10 protein-coding genes are annotated in these 23,752 nt (G+C 40.3%); all 10 read left to right on the forward strand.

Annotation, left to right across the window (positions count from 1 at the left end):
• Positions 1–3 precede the first annotated feature (3 nt).
• The 10 genes from B5Y40_RS09210 (at position 4) to B5Y40_RS09260 (ending at position 23,739) form a co-directional block, all read left to right on the forward strand.
• Positions 4–2,496 (forward strand): immunoglobulin domain-containing protein, encoded by a 2,493-nt coding sequence (locus B5Y40_RS09210; protein WP_079686386.1) that lies wholly within the window; start codon positions 4–6, stop codon positions 2,494–2,496.
• Between the two features lie 2 nt (positions 2,497–2,498).
• On the forward strand, positions 2,499–3,239 hold the full coding sequence (locus tag B5Y40_RS09215) for a hypothetical protein (protein WP_079686387.1): 741 nt from the start codon (positions 2,499–2,501) through the stop codon (positions 3,237–3,239).
• Positions 3,240–3,775: 536 nt separating this feature from the next.
• Positions 3,776–14,149: a LamG-like jellyroll fold domain-containing protein gene (locus B5Y40_RS09220; protein WP_159453638.1), complete on the forward strand. Its 10,374-nt coding sequence runs from the start codon at positions 3,776–3,778 to the stop codon at positions 14,147–14,149.
• 702 nt (positions 14,150–14,851) lie between these two features.
• Positions 14,852–17,053, forward strand: coding sequence for a hypothetical protein (locus B5Y40_RS09230; RefSeq protein ID WP_159453639.1), 2,202 nt, complete (start codon positions 14,852–14,854; stop codon positions 17,051–17,053).
• A 213-nt stretch (positions 17,054–17,266) separates the two neighbouring features.
• Positions 17,267–19,504 carry a SprB repeat-containing protein gene (locus B5Y40_RS09235; protein ID WP_079686391.1) on the forward strand — a complete coding sequence of 746 codons (2,238 nt, stop codon included), beginning with the start codon at positions 17,267–17,269 and terminating at the stop codon, positions 19,502–19,504.
• Positions 19,505–19,684: 180 nt separating this feature from the next.
• Positions 19,685–20,410 (forward strand): toxin-antitoxin system YwqK family antitoxin, encoded by a 726-nt coding sequence (locus B5Y40_RS09240; RefSeq protein ID WP_159453640.1) that lies wholly within the window; start codon positions 19,685–19,687, stop codon positions 20,408–20,410.
• A gap of 58 nt (positions 20,411–20,468) precedes the next feature.
• On the forward strand, positions 20,469–21,737 hold the full coding sequence (locus B5Y40_RS09245) for a hypothetical protein (RefSeq protein ID WP_143785670.1): 1,269 nt from the start codon (positions 20,469–20,471) through the stop codon (positions 21,735–21,737).
• Positions 21,734–22,087 carry a hypothetical protein gene (locus B5Y40_RS09250; protein ID WP_143785671.1) on the forward strand — a complete coding sequence of 118 codons (354 nt, stop codon included), beginning with the start codon at positions 21,734–21,736 and terminating at the stop codon, positions 22,085–22,087. Before B5Y40_RS09245 ends, B5Y40_RS09250 begins: the two co-directional genes overlap by 4 nt.
• On the forward strand, positions 22,077–22,598 hold the full coding sequence (locus B5Y40_RS09255; protein ID WP_079686395.1) for a prepilin-type N-terminal cleavage/methylation domain-containing protein: 522 nt from the start codon (positions 22,077–22,079) through the stop codon (positions 22,596–22,598). The genes B5Y40_RS09250 and B5Y40_RS09255 overlap by 11 nt, the downstream gene beginning before the upstream one ends.
• The gene (locus tag B5Y40_RS09260; protein WP_159453641.1) at positions 22,585–23,739 is read left to right on the forward strand and encodes a type II secretion system F family protein; all 1,155 of its coding nucleotides are present in this window, start codon (positions 22,585–22,587) and stop codon (positions 23,737–23,739) included. The genes B5Y40_RS09255 and B5Y40_RS09260 overlap by 14 nt, the downstream gene beginning before the upstream one ends.
• Positions 23,740–23,752 lie beyond the last annotated feature (13 nt).

Consider the following 23,752-nt stretch of genomic DNA (forward strand, 5'->3'; position numbering starts at 1 on the left):
TTGGTGCATACTCTGCTAGACGCAACGGGTCAAGGGTTCTTAACATCCTGTGACAATGGGACGTTTGAAGCATTGGATAGCGAGAAAGACATCACAACATACCCTCAACATTACGATTGGGGTGTACAATCGATAGAAAGAGCACCGTTCTCTTACCAAGGTGGATATTCATTGAAAGTTAAAAATAAAACAGATAATGGATACCATGAAGGTTTTATTATGATGCCAGTATTAGGACGATCCCCATCGCATGTTTTAAAAAGTACAACTTATCTAGTTAGGGCAAGAGTCTATATTCCATCTGAAGGGAATAACGGAGCAGGTACCAATGTAGGAGTAGAAATAGAAGAAATTGTTGTCGGTACGAGTATGAATGGTGGAATTTGTAATAATCAATCTTACCATCCTGAGTTTGGACAAAGACGAGCAATTCCTAAAGATACCTGGGTAGAGATATATAGGTACTTCAAACCTTCTCGGCTTGATAACCATCACCTCCGTGTTTCTGCGTGGAAAGATAGTGAAGAATTTAGTGAACTTACTTATTATATCGACAACATTGAGTTTTATGAGTCTAATATAGTTGATAATGCTTCTATTAGTGGTTTCGATATAATCTTAAATCCATCTGGTAGTCTTCCTTCATCTGGAGGTACCGGAAATATACCATATACTTATGCATGGAATGACGGTAGTACCGCAAAAGATCGACATGATTTGGCAGCGGGTACTTATTCTGTAACCATTTCCTCTGCATGTGGGCTTGCAAAAACTTTTACTTATACCATTGGTCAGCCATCTCCTCCCTGTGCAAATGACGTAGAAGTATGTCTTGGATCACCGTTTACGTTGACAGCTGGGTGTGGACCATCCGGTTCCACGTATTCTTGGTATGATGCGCCTTTTGACGGAAATCTACTTGGAATAGGCGACATATTGACGGTTTCTTCGTCCATCTCAATAGGAACCTCTTATTACGTCCAATTAGAAAAGAATGGTGTATCAAGCCAAAGGGCTAAGGTGTCAGTTACTGTAAGGCCTCTCCCTGATCCAGGTATAATGGTGGTTAATACAGTTTTTAAAACCAAACCAGTAGTCTTTAATGCTACTAATCACAAGGATGGATACAGATATGACTATACATTTTATTACGGAGAAGGAGATAATCAAATCAGTGAACAGATAAGCTTTCAACAGGGACAAGTCTCTTACGTATTTAAAGATCAAGGTGATTTTGTTTCAATTGGCGTCCATCCCGTAGTGATTAAAGTGGAGGATTCTTATAGCTGTAGTTCTTCCTTTTCATTTTCAATTTTAGTAAAAAACTTCGAACCTCTTTGTGAAGCCATAGTTCCTATTGTTTCTGATAATGGCAAAGTGAAGCTTGATAAATTCTCAGGGCAGTATATATTCCAACGCAATCAAAATTGTTCAGTAGATATACCCTTCGGTTGTATTCAAGGCCAAACGGATGCACCACAACTAAAAAATGTTGTATCTGCATCGGCTACTACTTTCTCAGATTCATGGAAGTACGATTACCTGTCAGTACCACCGTCAGGGAATGCTTTGGAAAAAGGTGAGGTGGGTAAATGGCGACCTCTCGCTACCTATACCTATAGCAAAGGCAATGTGAGTGTCGATAAAAATTATAACTCCGGAACATTTCAACTTTCGCATTTCAATTGGCAGTATCCTGAGGTCACTAAGAAATCAGGCTGGTTGAAAGTAAATGAGATTACCAAGTATTCACCAAATGGTGAAGCGGTAGAAGAGAAGAATGCTTTAGATATACTGAGTACAGCAAAGTTTGGTTATAGTGGTGCATTGCCTTACCTCATTGCGCAAAATGCGTCGTATGGTTCTGTGCTGTTTGAAAGTTTTGAGAATTTATATTCCGGTACCAATGCTTTTGAGGATGGCATTGGATTAAATGGCAATTCATTGGTAATGACTACGAGTCATTCAGGAAGAAATTCCTTACTGCTTACCGGCCAATTTATATCTCACTCTTTTACACTTACAAAACAACTCCAGGATAAGGGATTATTGGTACGAGTATGGACAAAGGGAACAGATGTCCTTGCCGCGATTAAACTGAAGTTGTCAACACTGTCTACTCTCGAAAATTTTAGTTTAGTAGCACGTTCCGGACAGTGGAGTTTGCTGGAAGCACGTATAGAACCCGGTAATTTTGGCCTTGCTGTTGGAGGAACCTTTACTGCTTTTTTAATAAAGCAACAGGGCGGTGATGTATGGATTGACGATGTACGCATGCAGCCAATAAATGCTGAGGTTACTTGCTATGTATATGATGTGAAAACGTTGCGTGTTCTTACTGTTCTGGACGATCAGCACTTTGGATTATTCTATCAGTATAATGCGGAAGGTAAACTTGTTCGGAAGCAAATTGAAACAGCGCGCGGTGTAAAAACTGTCCAGGAAACACAGTATAATATTCCCGAACGTAACAAGACAGATTTTAACAGAGAGTAACAATGGGGTTAAGGTTGATCTTTAAAACGATACTCGTTGTACTGGTTGTACATATAGCACCATGTTTTGCTTATGGGCAGGAGGATTGTGCTGCAATTTTTAAAAAAGCTATAGACCAGGTTCGATCCATGCGGTTGTTATCAAAGAACAACGGTTTTGAGATGCGCTGCAGAATAAAGATTACGCCAGAAAGCGGTGCTCTTGTTGAAGAACATATGGAAGTAATTGCGCTTAAAAATAAATACAGATGTATAACCAGCAAATATAGCCTGTATCAGGATGCCACAACGATGGTGGTGATTCAACATGATGAAAAAACTGTTTTCGTCACAAGACCTTTACCAGATCAATTGCGCAAGGACCAATTTACAGAAATGGTAAAGCTTCAAGACTCCCTGCAACAGCATTTAATTTTAGGGAACTGCACCAAAGAGTTTGGAACTGTACACGCAGGTGAAGGATGTATTAAAATCACATTTGTTCCCGATAAAACGATTGATGGTCTCGGCTTGCGAGCTATTACATACTGGGTTGAACTGGAACGATATGAAGTTAAGAAAATAGCTATTGATTACACTCCAAATTCAGGTTATGGAGTAAAGAAATACGAATTGATTGTAGATAAGATGAATGCGCAGTCAACAACCATACCTTTTAAAAATGAAGCATTAGCACAGGGGATGCTGGGTGATAAGCTTCGGAGTGAGTTTAAAAGCTATGCGTTAATTGATAAAAGAAATTAAGAGTCGGATAAGCAATATATACCATGTCTAAAAATTATAAAAGTAATCTTTCTTTTGTAAGTCGTTGCGAAAATGCGTTGTGGATAAAGACTGTGTCTTTACTTATGCTATTAATATTCTCTAGTCAGGTATATTCACAAACTCTGGATACTGAAACAGATATACCTTGTTCTAATGATGGAGACTTTTGGGCTTCAATTACTCATTCAAGTGCGCTTAGAAATGTAACCTGGACTATAATTCCTGAATCAGCAGGTAATGTCAAATATGAATCAAGTACAAATTCAGGGAACTATGTGTATTACGCCTGGATTGCCTGGACTTCGGAACCTGGCACGCCAGTAACAATTAAGGTTAGATATGAAAGGTCTGTGTTTGAACCTTCTTTAACCAAAACGATTGATTTGACTTTTAAACCTTTACCCGTAATAACTTCAGGCTCCATTACAGGGCCAGAGACAGTGCTTCCGAATACATATAATACTTATTCGTTCAACAGTTCCTCCTCTTCAAATATTGCGGGCTATCACTGGTTTATGGACGGTAACCTAATAGACTATTCCACCGCAAATTCTTATAATGTAATATCTCCATCCACTCCGGGTATACATACTTTGGAGTGTCGCCCTATGAATTCTTGTGATCAGTATACCCAAGTATATACCAAGGAAATAACGGTAGGGTGTCCAAATATTTCTCCTGCTATTACAGGCTCACAACAATATTGTCAGGGAAGTTCAGTCGCCTTGGGCGCACAGCCATCGAGTGGCTATTCTTATCAATGGAGATTAAATGGTAATGTTATTAATGGAGCTACGCAAAGTACTTATTCAGCATCGGCAGCAGGGCAGTATACCGTTACGCTTACAAGTGGAACGTGTAGTTATATATCAACTCAACACACCTTGAATGAAATGCCTGCACCGGTTGCCAATATTACAGGATCTGATGGATTTTGCCCGGGACAAAGCATTGAATTATCAACACCGGCAAACGAACAGTATAGTTATCAATGGAAAAAAGACGGTAGCATTCTGCCAAATGCTTCTACATCTGCATTAATGGTTAATACAGCTGGCAATTATAGTGTTGATGTAACGTTGGGACAATGTACCCGAACATCATCCAAGTCAGTGGTTGCGAGTACTCCTCCTGCGTCTATTACAGCAATCAAAGGATTAAATAAAAATTTTGAAGGAGAACTTACTCTTCATGAAGTTGAAGGTGCAAATGATGCAACGTCATTCACCTGGAGTGTAAGTGAGTTTATACCTGTGTCGGGTGGACAGGGACAAATAATAGAGCCCGCATTCAACGATGCAGGAGGCAATGTTCCTCGAAGAAGGGTAAGGATCGCGGATTTATCTGCCGGTACCTATAAATTTAAGGTAACGCCCGTCAAAGACGGTTGTGAAGGCACACCATTGGAGATAAGCTATACTTCTTTGAGTAAAGCGCTTAAACCCATAGGGAATTATGTAGAGATGTTTCATCCGCAGCTCAATTTACATTCGGAGGGCTATTTGTTCCTGCCAAAGCATAGCGCCAACTATACCGGCTGTAGCGCGTTGGGACCTGTTGATTTACGTATAGCATTGGATCAGGGAGAGGTATATAATTTAGGAAAGAACGCCTTCTCGGCTTCGGTAAATGTAACCGTAGCAGTATTTTCAGATATACCAGGACAGATGCAGTCTTGGACATTTACATTGAATGTAAATCAGGATGCACCGGAACAAGTCTTTATGAAGACCATCACCGTGCAACCTGAACTCGTAAAGTTTATAACGATAAAGGTGAATTCGTATGCGCCCCCCAACGCAGCTGCACAGAACTGGATCCGTTTAAAAGCTTCTTATGAAGAAACACAGGATATAGTTGATGTTAGCACTTTGACGGTTAGTCCAATAGCTGCCACGCAAGATCCTTCAAACCTGCGATGGGAGCAGTCGTTCGCGTGGACTCCCTCCTGTACAGATATACCAGACTATATATTCCAACTGGTTAAGAAATACGGCACAAATTCTGTGAATACAAATGATCCTGATTTCTGGAAGGACGCTTTGCAAGTACAAACTGAAAGTGCTTCGTCTTCTGTAACATTATCCATGGGAGAGGGCAGTGGCACATATTATTGGCGTGTTATTCCATTGGGTAACAAACCTGGCGGTATAAGCAATCCGGAGAATTGGGGTACTGCCTCGAGCGTATCCACATTAGAATATACGCACCCGGAGGAGAATAAAAACTGGATTTATAGCAGAACATTCACGGAAGGTAATAAAGTTACCGAGCAAGTGACGTATGCTAACGGCTTGCAGCAGGTGTCACAACAACAGACACGAATACAAGATGAAAACCGGATTGTAGCATCACAAACCATTCCTGATTTTATAGGCCGTAATGCGGTGTCTACCTTGCCAATTCCAGTGGCAAACCGGACATCACTGGGGTATGTGGATGGCTTACTCAAGAATATAACAGGTAGTATATATAGTGCTGCAGACTTTGATGGGAAAACTCCGGAAGCTGCTATGGATCTTGGTGGATACTACAGCGGTACCTATAATGAAGACAAGAACGAAGGCGTGGCCTCCGCGGAAGGTTATCCGTTTACGCAAACTATTTTTACTCCCGATGGTACAGGTCGTGTCCGCGAGCAAGGTGGTGTTGGTCTTACACATTCCATAAAAGGGGGTAAGACTGTTCGTACATTTTATACGAAAGCTACAGAAGCCGAACTAGTGAGCTTGTTTGGCAGCGAGGCGCCTGATTTCAAGAGTGTTCAAAAGATCACGACATACGATGCCAACGGTACGGCTAGTGTAAGTTTTCAAACCAAAGATGGAAAGGTTATCGCCACTGCTTTGGTAGTGACTGGATCGACAGGTTCATTAAGCCAGCTTACAAATCCGGCACCTGCTGTGAAAGATTATTTTGAAGTAGTAAGAGGCAACCAGCGAGTTGACGATATCACCGTGGCAAACAGAACGCCTTTGTTCCTCACCACCGATGGAACCGTAACCGTAGATTATGAGATTAACCCTGGCCAGGTGATGGAACTTTGCGGCTCTTCTTCAAGCGATCAGGTAGGGAATTACCCATTGGAGGGTAATGTTAATGACGTAAGCGGGCGCAACAATCATGGAACAGCTGTTGGTTTAACGGCAGCACTGGATGCGTTTAATAAGAACGGAGCGTATTCCTTTAATGGTACAACCAGTTACATCAGCGTTGCCGATGGTCCGGACTTGGATTTCGGAGGCCGTGATTTCACGGTTTCATTTTGGGTGAACCGAAGCCAAAACACTGCCAATTGGGATAATTCAGGAGGTGTTAATAAATGGAATTCAGCAAGTTCTCCAAGCACAAATGAATGGGGTTTACACTTGAGTTCAACGGCATCTAACAATATTCCCGGGTTCTATATCGAGAGTGGTAGAACAACTTACCAGGCTGTCGCGACCAGCAGCATCCCACTTAACACATGGTATCACCTGGTGGGAGTGCGCAATGGTAATCAGTTAAAAATATATGTTAATGGAGTTCTGGAAGGAAGCAGTGTTCTGCCTTCCAATGTTTCTGTAAATAATATAGGCAGTGCATTATATATCGGCAAGGTCGGCACTTCTTATACGGCAGGTATTTTCGATGATGTACAGCTTTACTCAAGAGCCCTTGGTGATGATGAAGTCAAACAGCTTTTACAGCGCGGTACCATCTGTAAAACCTGTGATTATACTGTTTCGATAAGGCTGTTCAAGGAGGGTGATGCTGCGTCTACGGATGTTATTACACCTTATTCTATTACCGGTGGTAATTGCTCTGCACTCACACCCTATAATCCGGGGTCAGTACCGGTTACATTAACCGGAGGTGTAAAGTATGTGCTGGAAAAACGATTGACACTGCAGAACAAAAAGACAACCACGCAGACCTATATCGATTCACACTTGCAGGATGTGGAAACATATTACAGAACGCAGTCGAATGATCGGCTTACAACCATCAATGGTTTTATAGCGGCGAAAAATTATACAGGGTTATATAGTTACCTGGCGAGTGTTGGTACACCCGATAAAGCAAACGGTCAATATATCGTTCCTTTGATGCCAGCTGGAAATGGCGGCTGTGCAGAGTATATTTTTGTTCCTATACTGGAAGCATGCCCGGTTGAACAGATGCCGGGTGAAGCTGACTGCAGTAATCAGGACTTTGAAAAGTATTTTGCTGATTACTATAGCGACAATACTTCGGTTCCAGTATTACGAAGCGATAATACACTGGCGTATGTGTATTTCAGAAATCAGAATATTACTTCAGGTGATCAAAAGGTATACTTTGAGCCTGGTAAGCTTAACGAGATGATTCAGAATCTGATTGCAGAGTATTCAACCATACTGCCTTGCTCAACGATATGGAAAATCTGGAAGAAGGAAGTCGCAGCCTATGAAGCAAAGATGAGTTTTACGCCTGAAGCAGATGGGCTTGACGGCCAGGATGCTATAGATTATAATGCGGATAAGGATTATTTCAGCTCAGTTGTTTCCGAGAATGATATGCTGGGAAGTTTTCTGTCGGCTCTTGAAGCAGAGATGCAGAGAAACATGACAGAAGTGGAACAAGAAAGTGATTTTTGCAATAGTGGTAAGTATATTAAAAAAGATCAGTTATATGGGAGTTTTGGCGGTATAATAACTCAACCTGAGCTTGCGCGAGCGTATCGATTGGCATTTTATAATGAAAACAATGCTGAGCAACGCATGGCTTTGAAGTTTTATGCCAGTAACCAGGCACCATATTCAAAAGAGCAAATTGAATCTGCTTCTGTTTTTCCGACCGTCAATGACTTCAATAATTTGTCAGATTGTGATCAGTATAAATTTTACCAAAATACCAAGCCCGGTGGTCTGGGGAGTGGTGTTTCTTCTGATGAGTCGCAAATACAAAGAAATATAGCAAAGGTAAAGGAGAAATGCGGACAGGCATGTGAGGGAAGAATCGAAGAGTTTCGCCAGGCGATTATTAACAGCTTGTTTGTACAAAATCCAGCTACTGTTATAGAACATTATAACGTCTATAAGGACGATCTATACCGCAAGGATGATCTATACCCCGATCCTGCTAAAGTAAGGCTATACGTTGGTATATTGGATGTCACGCGTAATACTTCAGGCTACACCGTTAGCCAATGTGAATTGGATGCGATGGCTCAGGCGTTGGTTGATAATTGTAAAAATAATTACTGCAATACTCCACTTACTCCTATACAAGCACTATATCCTGGGAAAACACTCAATGCTATAAAATATGGTACTGAGGAGGAAATACTTAAAATCACCCAGGCAATGACATACGATTTTGATGTGCAGGTGAACACCGGAAACGGAGCATGTAACACTGGCTGGGATCTCGTTAGTGGTACAAATAACAGTGGCTGGATACAAGCGAAAACGTTAATGCATTCTGCAAACTTTCAAACTGTTAGAAATCTGACGGATAGCAGAGGCAATCGTTACCTCTTATTTGAGTTGAATTCATTTCCAGTTACATTCAATGATGGTGTAACGTTTAGCAACACGGATAGCTTCACAGACTATGTTATTGTGAAATTTGATAATAATGGAAATCTGCTTTGGAAAAAGCATATTGAATCATCGTTGGAATCTTCGTCGGGTCAATCTGCGAGAATGGCCGCTATGGCAAGCGCCGATTCAGAAATAATGGAATTAGACATCGAACTAAGTGAACAAACCGGAGAAATTATATTCAGTACCTATGCCAAGAGTAGTGCAATGCCTGCAGCGGCTGCAGCAACCATTCGTATTGATGGATCTACTGTCTTATCGCTGAGTACATCTGAATGGGGATATATAGGTAAGCTCGATGCCAATGGCGAAGTGAGTTGGATAAAGAAACAGATCGGTGCCTATATGTTTGATAGTCCTTTTTTGGTTGAAGGAAGCTATATCTATACTCTAGAACCTACTGAGCATCTTTCACCAAAGACATTTAGAACGATGAGAATCACGAAACGTTTTCTGAGTGATGGTGAATATGATCCATCTTTCACATCGGATGTTCTTGAGATAGGGGGAACGTCTTATTACGGTGCTTACAACTTCATTAAAGCTGGTAATACTTTTTATATATCCAATTTAAATCAAGTTGATACTGGGAATGGGATTACTTTTAAAGTCAATGACATTTCTTCTACCCACTTGATCCCACAAGGTGAATTTGGCCTGTCATTCATTAAGATGAATCAAGCAGGGGTATTCCAAAGTATTGATTTTCTACATTCAACACAATCCTTTAGCTCTGAATTGATCGTGTCCAATGGAGATCCGATTGTTGCTTTATCATATTCAGGGCAAGGTATGCAGCTTTATCTCACTGGAGTTGTGAAGCAAATTGCTTACGGAGAATTCTACATATTGGCCAAAAATCAAAATGGTTTTTCGATCATTAATACACAACCTTCATTTCCAACAAATTCCCTCCTTGCAAAAGGAAGTCATGTATGGGTAAAATCCGTTTATCAAAATGGATTTAAACTGTTAGATTATAATGTTAACTCCAACACATTTACGACTGAATTTGTAGATAACATTATAGGTTACTCGGTTCTTAAAGATGTTGAAACACGATCCGGCGATAAGGAATTTTTATTCTTGACATCATCCAGTGGAATCACCATTGGAGGACAGTCTTTTGATTCTCCTAGTGCTTCGAAATATATTTATGCAAGGTATTCAGATTGCTCGTATCCAGGCATGTGTTTCCGCTTCACAGAATCCATGATAAAACCAGTGGTAATACCACAAGAAATGGAAGACTATACCTACAATCCCCAGGTTCAATCATGCGAAGAAGTATCAGCCAATGTACTGACGAATACTATCAATCAACAGGTAGAACAAATCATAAGCAGACGAGTACAAAGTTTTCGTGACCAATATTACCATACGTGTGGAGACCCTTCACTCATCAATGATAAGCTGACTATAGCCTATAAGGAAGGTCTATATCACTTTACACTCTATTACTATGATAGAGCTGGTAATCTTGTGCGTACAGTTCCACCAGAAGGAGTTGTTCTCAGCGCTGTAGCCAGCGAAGCACAAGTAACAGCGGCAAAAGTTAATCCGCCTGCACATAAACTTGTTACAGAATATCAGTATAATACACTTGGTCAGTTGATCCGTGAACATAGTCCCGATGCAAACTTTGAATCAGGAGATGAAAATGCAAGTTCATACAGACAACCTAAATATACCCCTACCAGAAGCCTGACATGGGCCCATTCAAACGCAGTTACCCTTACAGGCTCATCCGTTACTAAAAATGCAACTGCAGCAACAGGCTGGAACGCTGGTGCGATTTCTCAAGAGTCAATTTTGAAAGATGGTTACGTGGAATGGCAATTCACAAGTTCGGCGCGGTTTCGTGTGATGGGACTTTCCGGATACAATGAAGATGTCACTCTGTCTAGTATTGAGTATGGATTATACTCACATATAGATGGCAATATTTACATCTTTGAGAAAGGTGGTCAAGTGGGTTCGGCTATTGGGGGCAAGTATTCAGCCACAGACAAGTTTAGAATAGAGCGTGTCGGAAGTAAGATTTATTATAAAAAGAATGGCGCGACTATCGGTGAGTCTTCGGTTCCTTCTTCTGGGCCATTACATGTTGATTGTTCTATATCCCTCGCTTACGGATCCATTGAAAACATTGTCTTTAGCAGCGTTGTTTCGGAAGACAACTCGGAGAAAGAATTGGCAGACGATATTGCCAACCAGGCTCTGAACGAATCGCGTTACTACGCAACCTATATATATAATGATAAGGGACAACTTCGTTTTTCGCGCAATGCGCAACAAAAGAAAGAGGGTACCTTCTCCTATACTAAATATGATGAACTGGGGCGTGTAATTGAGGTAGGCGAAAGCACCGTATACGATGAGGCTGTATTGATGGCGAACCGGAACACCATAGGACGCACACAATATCCAACAGAAGGGTTAAGATTTGTAACCAGCACCTACTATACCGAGCCGTATGTAAATACAGGTAGTACGGATACAGCCTTGCCAACGGGGTATGAACAAATAGTAAACAACTTACGTAACCGTATAAGCTATACATACCTTGACACTGATGCACAGGACAATACCGTAACCGACCGGACGTGTACGATATACAACTACGATGTGCACGGTAATATTGAATGGCTGGTGCAAATGATACCAGGTATGCCTGCTGTAGGGATAAGATATAAACACGACCTGATCAGTGGTAGAGTAACGGAGGTAAGTTATAATCCGGGTAAACGTGATGAGTTCTACCATCGCTATGAATACGATGCCAGTAACCGGTTAAGCACTGTGAAGACCTCCAAGGAAGGTGAGTTATGGGAGACTGAGGCTCGTTATAAATATTACCTGCATGGGCCTTTGAAACGTGCTGAGATAGGAGAGGATTATGTACAGGGCGTTGATTATACGTATACAGTTCATGGATGGCTCAAAGGCTTGAACCACCAGTTGGTTGATAAAACATCTGATCCAGGGCAGGACGCTGTTGGAGGTTCTGTAGTGGGGCGTGATGCCTTTGGTATGGCGCTTGGTTATTATGCTGGTGATTATAAAGGTACATACTCGCAGTTTGAGGCTGCCAACACCAGCAATTTGCAAGCATATCAAGGTAAGAATCTGTATAATGGAAATATAGCCACTTGGAGTACAGGTATACTTTATCCGGCAGCAAGTGGTATATCATCACCGGTTACGGCAAATGCTTATACATACGATGTTCTTAACCGCATTACCGGCTCAATCATGCATACCTATAGTAATGGATATACCCCTATAGCCAGTTATGGTAGTACCTACACATACTATGCCAATGGAAACCTGAAGGCGACAACGGCCTATGGAGTTGCCAGCACGGTGATGATGGACCAGACTACGTATAATTATATAGCCGGGACAAATCGTTTGAGCCACGTAGATGATGCTATCACATCATCGCCTGAAAAAAATGATATTGAAGATCAGGATGCAGGAAACTATACATATGATGCAATCGGCAACCTGACGAAGGATGCCCAGCAGCTAACGGCTATCGGTTGGAACCCCTATGGCAAAGTTGAACGTGTAGACAAAGTAGACCAGGCAGGTGCATTGACGGGATATACAACATCCTTTATATACGATGCCGCTAGTAACCGCGTAGCAAAAAAACGTAAGAATGCTGCTGGCTTAAGTGTTACTAATTTTTATGTGCGCGATGCCAGCGGAAATGTAATGGGAGTATACGAAAAGACTGAACAAGTCAATCTTGAACCGGAAATTCTGTTGAATGAACTTTATATTTATGGAAGCGATCGCTTGGGGCTTTATGGCCGCACTATTAACATTGATGCTACAGTAGGTGAAACTCCATTGGAATCTGGCGAAACGCGGATCTCACAGAATACCACCAAGAATCAATATGAAAGTATATCATACCTGGTGAATGCCGGAGCAGAGCTTACGCTTGCTCCTGGCTTTAACTATACAGCCGGTACCTCCACAGATGACTTCACGGTACGGGTAGGCGTAGCAGGAACAGAAACCACTCCTGAAAATGATATATATACCCGGTCGCTTAACAGCAGACGCTATGAGCTGAAAGACCACTTGGGGAACATTCGTACGACATTGACCGATACCAAATTAAGTACCCTAACATCCAATCTGCCCGGAGACTATCGTGCTGAAGTAACCGGTACTTATAACTATTACCCGTTCGGTATGGATATGACTTCGCGCTCATGGACTGCAAACTCAAAATACCGTTATGGTTTTAATGGCAAAGAGAAAGATGATAGTGGAGAGTTTGGGAACACAACTTATGACTATGGATTTAGAATTTACAATCCTAGTATCGGTAGGTTTTTGTCTGTAGATCCATTAACTGAAAACTTTGCTTATTGGGGACCTTATCATTTTGCAGGAAATAAGCCTATTGTTTCAATTGACCTTGATGGTTTAGAAACTTATGTCGTGCATTCGAAATACTTATCTTCAGCAGTAGAAGCAAAATTGCAAACTTGGGAGGGAGAAATGAGTACACTTGACAATCCTTATTATGCTGGAGTTAGACTCTATAACGAAATACGACGTCTTGAGAATAAACCTCTTCAAAAAACGACTGGCCACTTTCAAAGTAAAGAACAATTGGCCGAAGCTAAAATTCTTTATGGTTACGATGGCAAGCTTATTGAGACAGTAAAGGAAGATGGACCTTTGACCGTACTTGGTTATAGGGATAATAATGGCAAAGTGGAGTCGTATGACATCACCGAAAAAGTAAGGGTTGCTGCTCTTGATAAGAGAATACTTAATCGTACAAATAAACTAAAAGAGATGGCATTGCTTAAAGAGATGGTGATGACTAGTCATATCAACAACCCTATGGCTACTAAGCAACAGTTTTATAGTGTAGGTGGAGGAACAGTAAGTATATTGATTGGTGTGTTTACATTGGGCGCATCTACGGCTGTTGAAGGTTCAATTATTGTAGCGATGTCAAAAGACGTTGGTGGTGTATTAGGCATGATAAATGGTTTTGACGATGTGGGGTCAGATGTGGATGGAGAATCCTTTCTGCTTCAAATAACTGACGGACAAGTGAAGCTTTACGTTGCTGCTGGAAAGGCTTTAATTGATGCCTATGGTCTTAAAAACGGCTTGAAGGAAATAACAGACATCAACACGATACAGAGGAAGATTATGGAAGTAATTGGAGCAATTGAAGATACAAAAAGTCTACACGATGATGCTTCTACAGTTAAAGAAGAACTCAAGAAAATATACGAAAAAAATAAAGCTGATAAAGAAAAAAGTAATGGGTCAGAGTAAAATAGACATAATAAGTAATCCACCACTTTTTAAAGGAAAATGTTCTCACGATTTCGTATGGATGTTTTTTTTAGTATTTTATCTGAGTTCAGTAGTTGCAGCTATTTCTTCAGTTGGTTCTTCATTCGGTTTTATATGCATATGGATTTTTTTGGGTTTACCTTTTCAATATTTGCTTGTTAATGAACAATATTTTCATTTCTCGTTATTCAATGATTTTCTTTTTTTCAAGTATCCATTGAAATTTAAAAATCGAACGAAGATAATTTTGTTAAAAGATATTGAATATTTAGAGTACAGAAATGATAATGGACGAGGACGCGCTCGTGGGATCATTATAATTTACCCTAAAAAAAATACAATTGTAAAAAGGCAGGAATTATATTTTGACGACTTCGGTAATAACAAAGTATTTGCTTTCTTAAGAAAGATGTATTCAATGGGCATTGAAATAGATATCTCCAAATGTAAGCAGCCGGGGTATGTTTTAAAAAGGATAAAGTCTGATGTTAAATAGATTATGTGCATTTCAGTTATTTCAAGAACGAGGCTCCCCAATAATGAATGTAGGTGACAAGTGGTAGTTTGTCTGTATGAGCATTGAACTAAAAAATTAGAGCACGAAGTTTTAAAATGGAAGGGCAAAAAATGAAACAATTGATTTTACGAAGTTATATAGTTATAGTTTCAATGATATTGTCTATGTCCATAGCGAAAGGGCAAGCTACGTATCCTTCAAACTGGACAGACCGCGTTAATGTAATAGTCAATGCAGATAACTCCCTTACTAAATCGGTAGCAACTACTGGCTATGTATCGGGCGCTGCAAGTGAGAATATTCTCGCTTCCGGAGTGGATGGCTATATCCAGTTTACTTATACCGCTAGTGCTGCTAATCAGTACTATATAGGTTTTACAGGACTAAATAACTCCACGGATGTATACTATAATTTATACTCATATCTGGTGTCGTCTACAGGAAGCTGTGCGGTATATCAGCGAAACGCTTCAAAGTTTTCTGTTGGTGCTTTAGCGAATGGTGATATACTTAAAATCGCACGTGAAGGAGAGAATATTAAATTTTACCGTAACGGCACGGCTGTTTATACTTCTTATGCGGCCGGCAATTCACTTTATAACTTGCGTGCTGACGTTTCCATTTCCGCAGGAACAGCGCCCGCTATAGCATGCTCGTTTGATCGCAAGCTTATTGCAAAGCCAACGTTTCAATATCCGAATTATACAAATGCCAATGGTGCTATAGCCCTGCAGGTAGAAGGAGGAACAGCTCCCTTTACCTATCAGTGGTCTAGTGGCGAGCAAACGGCTTCTATTACGGGCAAACCACGCGGTACCTATTCCGTTACTGTAACGGATGCTGCGGGTAAAACTTTTGCTGCGACTTATTCACTTGGCTATAGCATTGGCTGGAAGAATGCAGAAGGTGTTACTGTAAACGCAGACAATACTTTGCGGCGCTCAGCCAGTACTGGCTGGGATGCAGGAGCCTCTTCTTTGAATATCCTTCCTGATAATGCTGATGGCTGGGTTGAATTTGTGATCACAGATCCTGCTGCTACCTATATAATGGGTTTCAGTAACTTTGATCCGAATACATCCTTTAACTATATTCGGTTCGCACTGTGTATAAATGAACTCGGTGGCATTAATATATATGAGAGCAATGTATCGAAGGGTTCGTTTGGATCGATTGTAAAAGGTGATGTTATACGGTTAAGTCGTGAGGGTGCGTATATAACATACTCGAAGAATGGAACAACACTTCGTTCTGTTAATGTTACTGATAAAATTTTGTATCTCATTGATGTTTCGGTATACAATACATTAGGACCGTTGCCACCGATAACCGCCTCATTTGAACAGCAGGTGCAATTTAAACCTGTTATTACATTACCCAATGCAAGCAACAACACAAACGGATCTATAGCGGTAGCAGTTGAGGGGACATATCCTCCGTCTGCCACACAATGGTCAAGTGGAGAAACAACCAATGCAATTGGCACTAAAAGCCGGGATACGTATACTGCAACAGTAACCGATGCTTCCGGTCGGTCACAGAGTCGTTCATATATGTTGGGTTATCCGGTATACTGGAATGATCTCCGTAATGTTGCTGTAACTGCAGCAGGCGGGCTGACCAAGAACGGTTCTACTGCTTCTTTTTTTGATGCCGGTGGTATTTCTTCCAATCGTTTGCTTGCAAATGAAAATGGTTCAATTGAGACTGTGATTAACCGCACCAGTGGGGGACAAAATTATTATTTTTTAGGGCTCACACGCTTCAATAATTCAGCCGGGAACACCAACATTGATTATGCTTTCTACCTTCATCCGGAGGGATACTTTTATATAGTTGAGAATAATGTATACCGTAACCGTGTTTCGTTCCGCGAGGGAAATGTCCTAAAGATTGCTCGTGAAGGTTCTTTGATTAAATATTATGTAGACGGAGAAGTTGTAAGAACTGTGTCGACAGATCCTTCTTACGTTCTTCATGCCGATTGCTCCATTGCCTGGGGGACGATTCCCTTAGTAACAGCTTCCTTTTATACCCCTAAAACATTTTATGCTGTTGCTGATGGAAATTGGACGGGCACAGGTATATGGTCATTCACGTCCGGAGGAAGTGCAGCTTCCAGCATGCCTGGTTATGGTGATATAGTTTACGTAAATCAGCATGCAGTAAATATAACCACGGCTATAACATGTGGGCAATTGAATATAGTAGCAGGAGGCACCGCTACGGCTGTTACCGTGAGTGGTTCAGTTGCATCGCTTACAGCAGAGGAAATTAAAATCAAAGGCGATAACAATGGGTTGGCTCAGCAGGTATTGCAGGTAAAAGAGTCTGCAAAATTAACGGTGAAATCGACAGGCTTGTAAAGCTTGATATACTATATGTTGCGTACTATACTTTTTGTTTGTTTGATTGGTATGTCATTTCGCCTGGTTGCTCAAACACTCTATCCAGCGTCCTGGACGGATCTCATAAATGTCACTGTGAATGCTGATAATTCTGTTATCAAAAATGTAACGGGTTTTGCAAGTAAAGATAATTAAGGTATAGAATTGAATCCTGGGTTTTTAAATGATGGTATGAGAAAAGTATTGGTTGTTATATCGTTCTTGGCAGGCTTGTGGGGTAATTGGTTTACAGCCGGAGCACAAACGCTTTACCCCGCGGCATGGACGGACAAAATAAACGTTCTTGTTAATGCCGATAATTCTATATCCAAAACTGTAAGTGGTACAGAATATAATGCAGGTGCTGCCAGTGAAAATATACTTGCTGCTGGTGTGGATGGCTATGTGTCATTTACCTATACAACGAACACCGCAAATGCTTACATGGTAAGTCTTACCCCACTGAACATTCAACCTGAATTCCAGTTTAGTCTTTACTCGATTTATATCCTATCAAATGGAGCTATGGCGATTTATGAGCAGAATACACTTGTGTCAGGGTATACCACGCTGGTAAGTGGCGATGTTATTAAGATCGCACGAGAGGCAGGAGAAATTAAATATTACAGGAATGCCACTTTACTGCGTACTGCGAGTTCAGTATACTCATCTTCTCACTTACGTGCAGATATTTCTGTCAGAAGTGGTAAGGTTCCACCTATATCCTGTTCTTTTAATCGTAAGCTGATAGCAAAACCAACGATGCAGTATCCGGATTTTAACAATAACAATGGTGCTATCTCTTTAGTAGTGGAAGGAGGCGATGCACCATTCACGTATCAGTGGTCGAGTGGCGAACAGACTGCTGCAATATCAAATAAGCCGAGGGGCACATATTCAGTTACTATCACGGATGCGAGTAACCGGACATTTTCTACTGCGTATTCGCTGGGGTTTCCTATCGGCTGGAAGAATCTGGATAAAGCTGTTGTTAATTCTAATAATACGCTAACAAGAACTGTTACCACAAAAGCACTTGATGCGAATGCATCTTCATTAAATATTTTGCCGGTAGGCGAAGATGGCTGGATTGAATTTACGATTACGGATCCTTCAGCCGCCTATATGATTGGATTTACAAATGCTGATGTACATAGTACAATTGAATACCTGCGGTATGCTATATATGTAAATGAGCCGGGGGGTATTTATGTCTATGAAAGTAATGTGAGTGGTGGTTTTTTTGGGAATATTGTAAAAGGTGATGTTTTAAGAATAAGCCGTGAAGGAACGCAGATTGTTTATTACAAAAACGGTGTTCCTTTTAGGACAGTAACTGGTCCGGCTGACAAGCCATTATATATTGCCGATGTTTCTATCTATAGTAATGCAGGGCCATTGCCACAGGTAACAGCCTCATTCGAAAAGCAAATTCAATTTAAACCCGTTTTTACGCTTCCTGATAAAAATAATAACGGAGGAAAAATTGCCCTAGCGATAGATGGAGCTTATAATCCTTCTACAGTTCAATGGAGTACAGGAGAGTCAATTGCCACGATACAGGATAAAGGTAAAGGTATATACTCGGCTACAGTGAGCGATGCCTCTGGCCGTTCTTCATCGCGTACCTATACACTTGGGTTCCCGGTTTACTGGTCAGATTTACAAAAAGCAACTCTGCAAGCTGACGGGAGCATTGTAAAATCAGCAACAAATCAATCCTACGACGCTGGTGCAATTTCGGCAAATCGATTACTGCCTGGAGAAGAAGGCTCTGTAGAAATTGTATTAAATCGTGCGGATTCAAAAACACAATTTGTTATCGGGCTGGCGCGGTATAATACTTCTACTAATTACCCTGCAACAGATTACGGGTATATGCTTCATTCCAATGGAAATGTATACATATATGAAGGCAGTTCAGGAGTCTTACAACTGCCTTTTAAAGAAGGGTGCGTTTTAAAGATTTCCAGGGAAGGTGGATTTATCAAATATTATTACGATGGTAACTTGGTGCGATCAGTTGCTACGACTCCTTCCTGGGAACTTTATGTTGATTGCTCATTATTTTTAGGAACTGTGCCCATGGTTACGGCCACCTTTAATTATGTTTCAAATACCTATTATGCAATCGCCAACGGAAACTGGAACAGTATAGGTGTGTGGTCTACGACTGAGGGAGGAGGCGCTGCATCGAGAGTGCCTACATACGGTGATTTTGTCAATGTCAAAGGCCGTCTGATTAATATCAATACGCGGGTATATTGCAAGTCTTTAAAAATCACTGCCGAAGAACCCAATACGGGGATTATTGTAGATGGTTCAGCAGCGTCACTTGTTTTGGAAGAAATTAAAATGAAAGGGAATGGCAACACTGCAGCACAGCAGGTCCTTCAGGTTAAGAATTCGGCTACTTTGAAAATTCAATGATTTAAGAGGAACAGTTATAATATTTACACTTGTAAGATTGATGAGTAAGTATCCATATCCTTTTTCAACAAAACCGTATTTTTGAAGTTTACTTGCAATATGTATAAAGTACGTCTTATTACTTTTCTGTGTTTCTGTATAACTGTTGTTAATGCACAGGAGAAAATACTACGTCAAAGCATGTTTGACGATCTGCAAGTAACCAACTCCATTACAAAATCATATCGCGATAGTACGTATACCTTTCACGTGAAAGTATTAAGAGATCAGGATGAGTCTACTAAGATCAGGCGTTATTATTGGTTTCATCAGGGTGAAGTAATGAGTACTGTTGGTAACTATTCTGGTAAGTTATTGCATGGCCCATTTGAAAAATACGACCGCGATGGGAGATTGCTTGAAAAGGGAAAATTTCTGGATGGGTTAAAGGATGGACTGTGGACATCCTGGTATTTGAATGGTAATCTGGCCAGTCATAGGCAGTGGAATAAAGGTTGGCGAACGGGAGAATTCAATGATTACTATGATAACGGTTCGGTAAAGAAACAAGGTACTTATAAGCATGACAAGTTACACGGTAAAATATATACTTATACTATAAATGGCGAGCTCCAGGCGAAGGAAAAGTATAAAAAAGGTAAACTGATCAAGGCAAAGGAAAAGAAAGTGAAGTTGAAAGCTTCTGCAGAAGAGAAAAAACGAAGTAAAGACAACAAAGAGAAAGGTGCCGGAGCAGATAGTAATAAGCCTTCTAAAAAATGGAAGTTGTTCAATCGCAAGGGGAAAAAGAACGCATTACCCGCTGATTCAAATAGCAATACGTCAATTAAAGGTGATAAGGCCGAAAGGAAGGCTGCCAGAAAGCGTGAAAAGGAGAAACAGCGCACTCAAAAGATTCAACCTTAGAAATCCTTAGATTCTTATTCGTACTTGATGACTGGCTATAATATCTTAAAAGCTATAGATGAGCATTCGCAGATTTGTGCGTTACAGAGTTAACGCTGGCATTCTTCAACTTACCTTGGGAATTTCAGTAATTATTTCTGTACTATGCGCCTCTATGATTCTGTTGGCCTATTACAACAAATTAAATTATTTACGAAAGGACATTAATTTAAAACTACGCAATAATTCATTGTCTGGTATTAATTATTTGATGTCTTCAAATCGGGAGTCCGTACCTTTTAATAAGCCTCTTCAAATCGATTTGTTCGGCGATGAAAATGATAGTGTAACCTTGATACGCAAGCCATGGGGTGTGTTCGAATTATTAGTATCCGTGGCTACACAAGGGGCACATGATTTCAGCAGGGCTGCTATAGTGGCTCATGTGCCGGACGAAAAAGGTAAATCCGCTTTGTATATGCCAGATAATAATGCACCTGTTTATTTGGCCGGTAATGTTTTATTGAAGGGACAGGTATATGCCTCTGCTCGTAAATTTTCTTCTGGTTATATAGATGGAAAAGATTATAAGCGCGATCGATTTGTTTATGGAGATATAAAGAAAAGTGAAGCAACGATGCCTGCCTTGGACACTACATTGCTTTGGGAAGCAGGTTCGATACTTAAGGGGCAGAAAAATTCTTATTTACTTTATTCAACAGATAGATTGCCTGCTAGATCATCATTTTCAACGCCTGAGACAAATCACTACTTTAGTAATCAGTCTATTGATCTGGAGGATTCCATTCAGGGAAATTTAATAATTCAGTCCGCTATAAAAATTCGAGTGACCTCTCAGTCTCATTTATCCAATGTTATTTTGATTGCTCCTGAGATTGATATTGATAAAGGTGTAATCGGAAGCTTTCAATGTTTTGCAGAGCGCTCGATAACTGTAGGAGCAGAATGCTTTTTACAATTTCCAAGTGCTTTGGTGCTTATTGGAAAGGACAACGATAGTACTATTGTAATAAGGCGCGATGCTGTTGTTCAAGGGTTTGCAATTATACAAGGGCATGGTACAGCAATTGGAAGTAAGGGAACATTTAAAATTGAGGACAAAGGTATTTTTCATGGGATGGCCTACATTAATGGCTCTTCGGATATACAAGGTGAATTGTGGGGCCACTTGACTACACGCTCAACACAAGTGAAAGTGGAATCTACAGTATATGGGAATTATATTTTAGACGGAGAGATAAATGCATCAAAAAGATCGCCCTATTTACCAGCCACTTCTTTATGGGGTTATTCGGAAGAAATGATAATAGCAAAATGGCTACCATGAGTCTGAAAAAAATATTGACGAAAAGACTTTCTGCTTCCTCCATTTTAGAGGTGACAACCGCGATGATTATTATTTCAATGGTTTTTGGATTAGCCATAATAATATACCTAAATATACAACGGTCGGGAGCTTCTTCACTTAGATTATCCAGCCGTATAAAACTAGAAGCGGTGTTTTCAGAAACCAATCGTCTGAAAAAATTTGAGTCACGGGAGGTCCGTTTTGAAGATGTTATTGTTTACCAGGAAATTGAACATAATCCCGAAGGGCTTCTTTCGATTAAACTTGAAGCAAGAGACGAGCAAGGTAAATTGATAGCGGAACAAAAGCATTTGATATATGCGCCTTGAAAATTCTAAAATCGCTTCATTTTCCCTCGTTGAAATGCTGGTGGTACTAGTATTAAGTGGTATAGTATTAAGTGCTTTATATTTTTCCTACTATACTATTTTTACGAACCAAATTACGTTTACCAGAAAGATCGACAGGCAAGAGGAACTGGGAACACTATTTTACTCTTTGAAGCGGGACATTGAACTAAGTTATGTTCTGCGTGTTCATGAAGAACAATCTATGGATTGTTTTACCTCTTCGAACGAGGTGGGCGTCTCTTATCATTTTTTCTCATCACATACAATACGTAGGCAGTTCGAACGCATTGATACTTTTCATTGCAAGATCAAAAACATTTCGTTTCGTTTCCAGGGAACACCAGTGAGCAATAGTAGTGATATTATAGACGAAATTGTACTAACGGAAGATGCTTTTCAATCTCCGTTTGAGATGGATATATATAAGCTGTACGATGCAGCTTCCCTGATTGATGCAACACCAAACGATACAACACGTGAGCGGAATTAATTTAAGGGAATTGAAATCAAATTCCCGGTCTCCTAAAAATGAAAATGCGAAAGGAAAGAAAGGTTTTGAAAAACTGTTGGAGACAGAAATTAAGTTATTCCCGACTAAGTTTACGGATAAGAACAAAGAATCATTTTATCTGGAGTTATCTACTTTACTTACTTCCGGATTAGATATAAAATCGGCTCTTGAGCTAATCGAAGAAGAACAAATAAAACCTAAGCATGCAGAAATTATTGGTGGCATTAAAAACAATTTAATTAATGGTGATTCACTATGGGAAGCTATGAACCGATCTGGAGACTTCTCTGCCTATGAATGCTTTAGTATACAAATTGGTGAAGAGACCGGGAGGATAGGGATGGTCCTCGATCAGTTGTATCAATTCTATAAGAATAAATTAAAACAAAGAAGACAATTTATCAGTGCACTTTCTTATCCGGTAATTATTTTATGTACTTCCATAGGAGCAGTTACCTTTATGTTGTTGTTTATAGTGCCGATGTTTAATGATATTTTTAAGAGATTTGGAGGAGAGCTTCCCTATCTTACTCGTCTTATTATTGGCTTGTCTGCAGGTATCCAAAAATATTTCCCGTTGATCTTTATCTTGGTATCGGGCGCATTTATTTATTTTTATGTCAATAGGCGAAAAATATGGATGCAGAAATTATCTGCCCTTGTGATAATTCGAATACCTGTTATAGGAAAAATTGTATACTCTGTTCAGCTCGCTAGATTTTGTAGTTCGATGGCTTTGTTGTTAGGGTCAAAGGTTCCAATTATACGATCGATTCAATTAGTAAGTCAAATGATTACTTTTTATCCAATACAAATTACACTTGCAGCAATAGCTCAAGATATTATGGATGGAGAAAATTTGCATAGTTCCATGTCGAAGTTTAGTATCTATAATCGTAAAATGGTTTCGTTGTTAAAAGTAGGTGAGGAGGTGAACAAGCTTGATGTTTTTTTTGATAAACTGTCGCAGCAATTTAGTGGCGATGTTGATCATCAAACGGGGTTATTAAATACTTTTCTTGAGCCGGTTATGATCATCTTTCTTGGGCTTGTCGTAGGATTTATTCTTCTTTCCATGTACTTGCCTATGTTCCAGGTTAGTACCAGTATTGGAGGATAAGTTATCGTAATGT

It is taken from the genome of Ohtaekwangia koreensis (genome assembly GCF_900167975.1).
Lineage (GTDB): Bacteria > Bacteroidota > Bacteroidia > Cytophagales > Cyclobacteriaceae > Ohtaekwangia > Ohtaekwangia koreensis.

What these genes read in the sequence shown, in the direction of transcription:
- B5Y40_RS09215 (WP_079686387.1), top strand. Translation starts at nt 2,499, where the DNA reads ATGGGGTTAAGGTTGATCTTTAAAACGATACTCGTTGTACTGGTTGTA.
- B5Y40_RS09220 (WP_159453638.1), top strand. Translation starts at nt 3,776, where the DNA reads ATGGACGGTAACCTAATAGACTATTCCACCGCAAATTCTTATAATGTA.
- B5Y40_RS09230 (WP_159453639.1), top strand. Translation starts at nt 14,852, where the DNA reads ATGTCCATAGCGAAAGGGCAAGCTACGTATCCTTCAAACTGGACAGAC.
- B5Y40_RS09235 (WP_079686391.1), top strand. Translation starts at nt 17,267, where the DNA reads ATGAGAAAAGTATTGGTTGTTATATCGTTCTTGGCAGGCTTGTGGGGT.
- B5Y40_RS09240 (WP_159453640.1), top strand. Translation starts at nt 19,685, where the DNA reads ATGTTTGACGATCTGCAAGTAACCAACTCCATTACAAAATCATATCGC.
- B5Y40_RS09245 (WP_143785670.1), top strand. Translation starts at nt 20,469, where the DNA reads ATGAGCATTCGCAGATTTGTGCGTTACAGAGTTAACGCTGGCATTCTT.
- B5Y40_RS09250 (WP_143785671.1), top strand. Translation starts at nt 21,734, where the DNA reads ATGAGTCTGAAAAAAATATTGACGAAAAGACTTTCTGCTTCCTCCATT.
- B5Y40_RS09255 (WP_079686395.1), top strand. Translation starts at nt 22,077, where the DNA reads ATGCGCCTTGAAAATTCTAAAATCGCTTCATTTTCCCTCGTTGAAATG.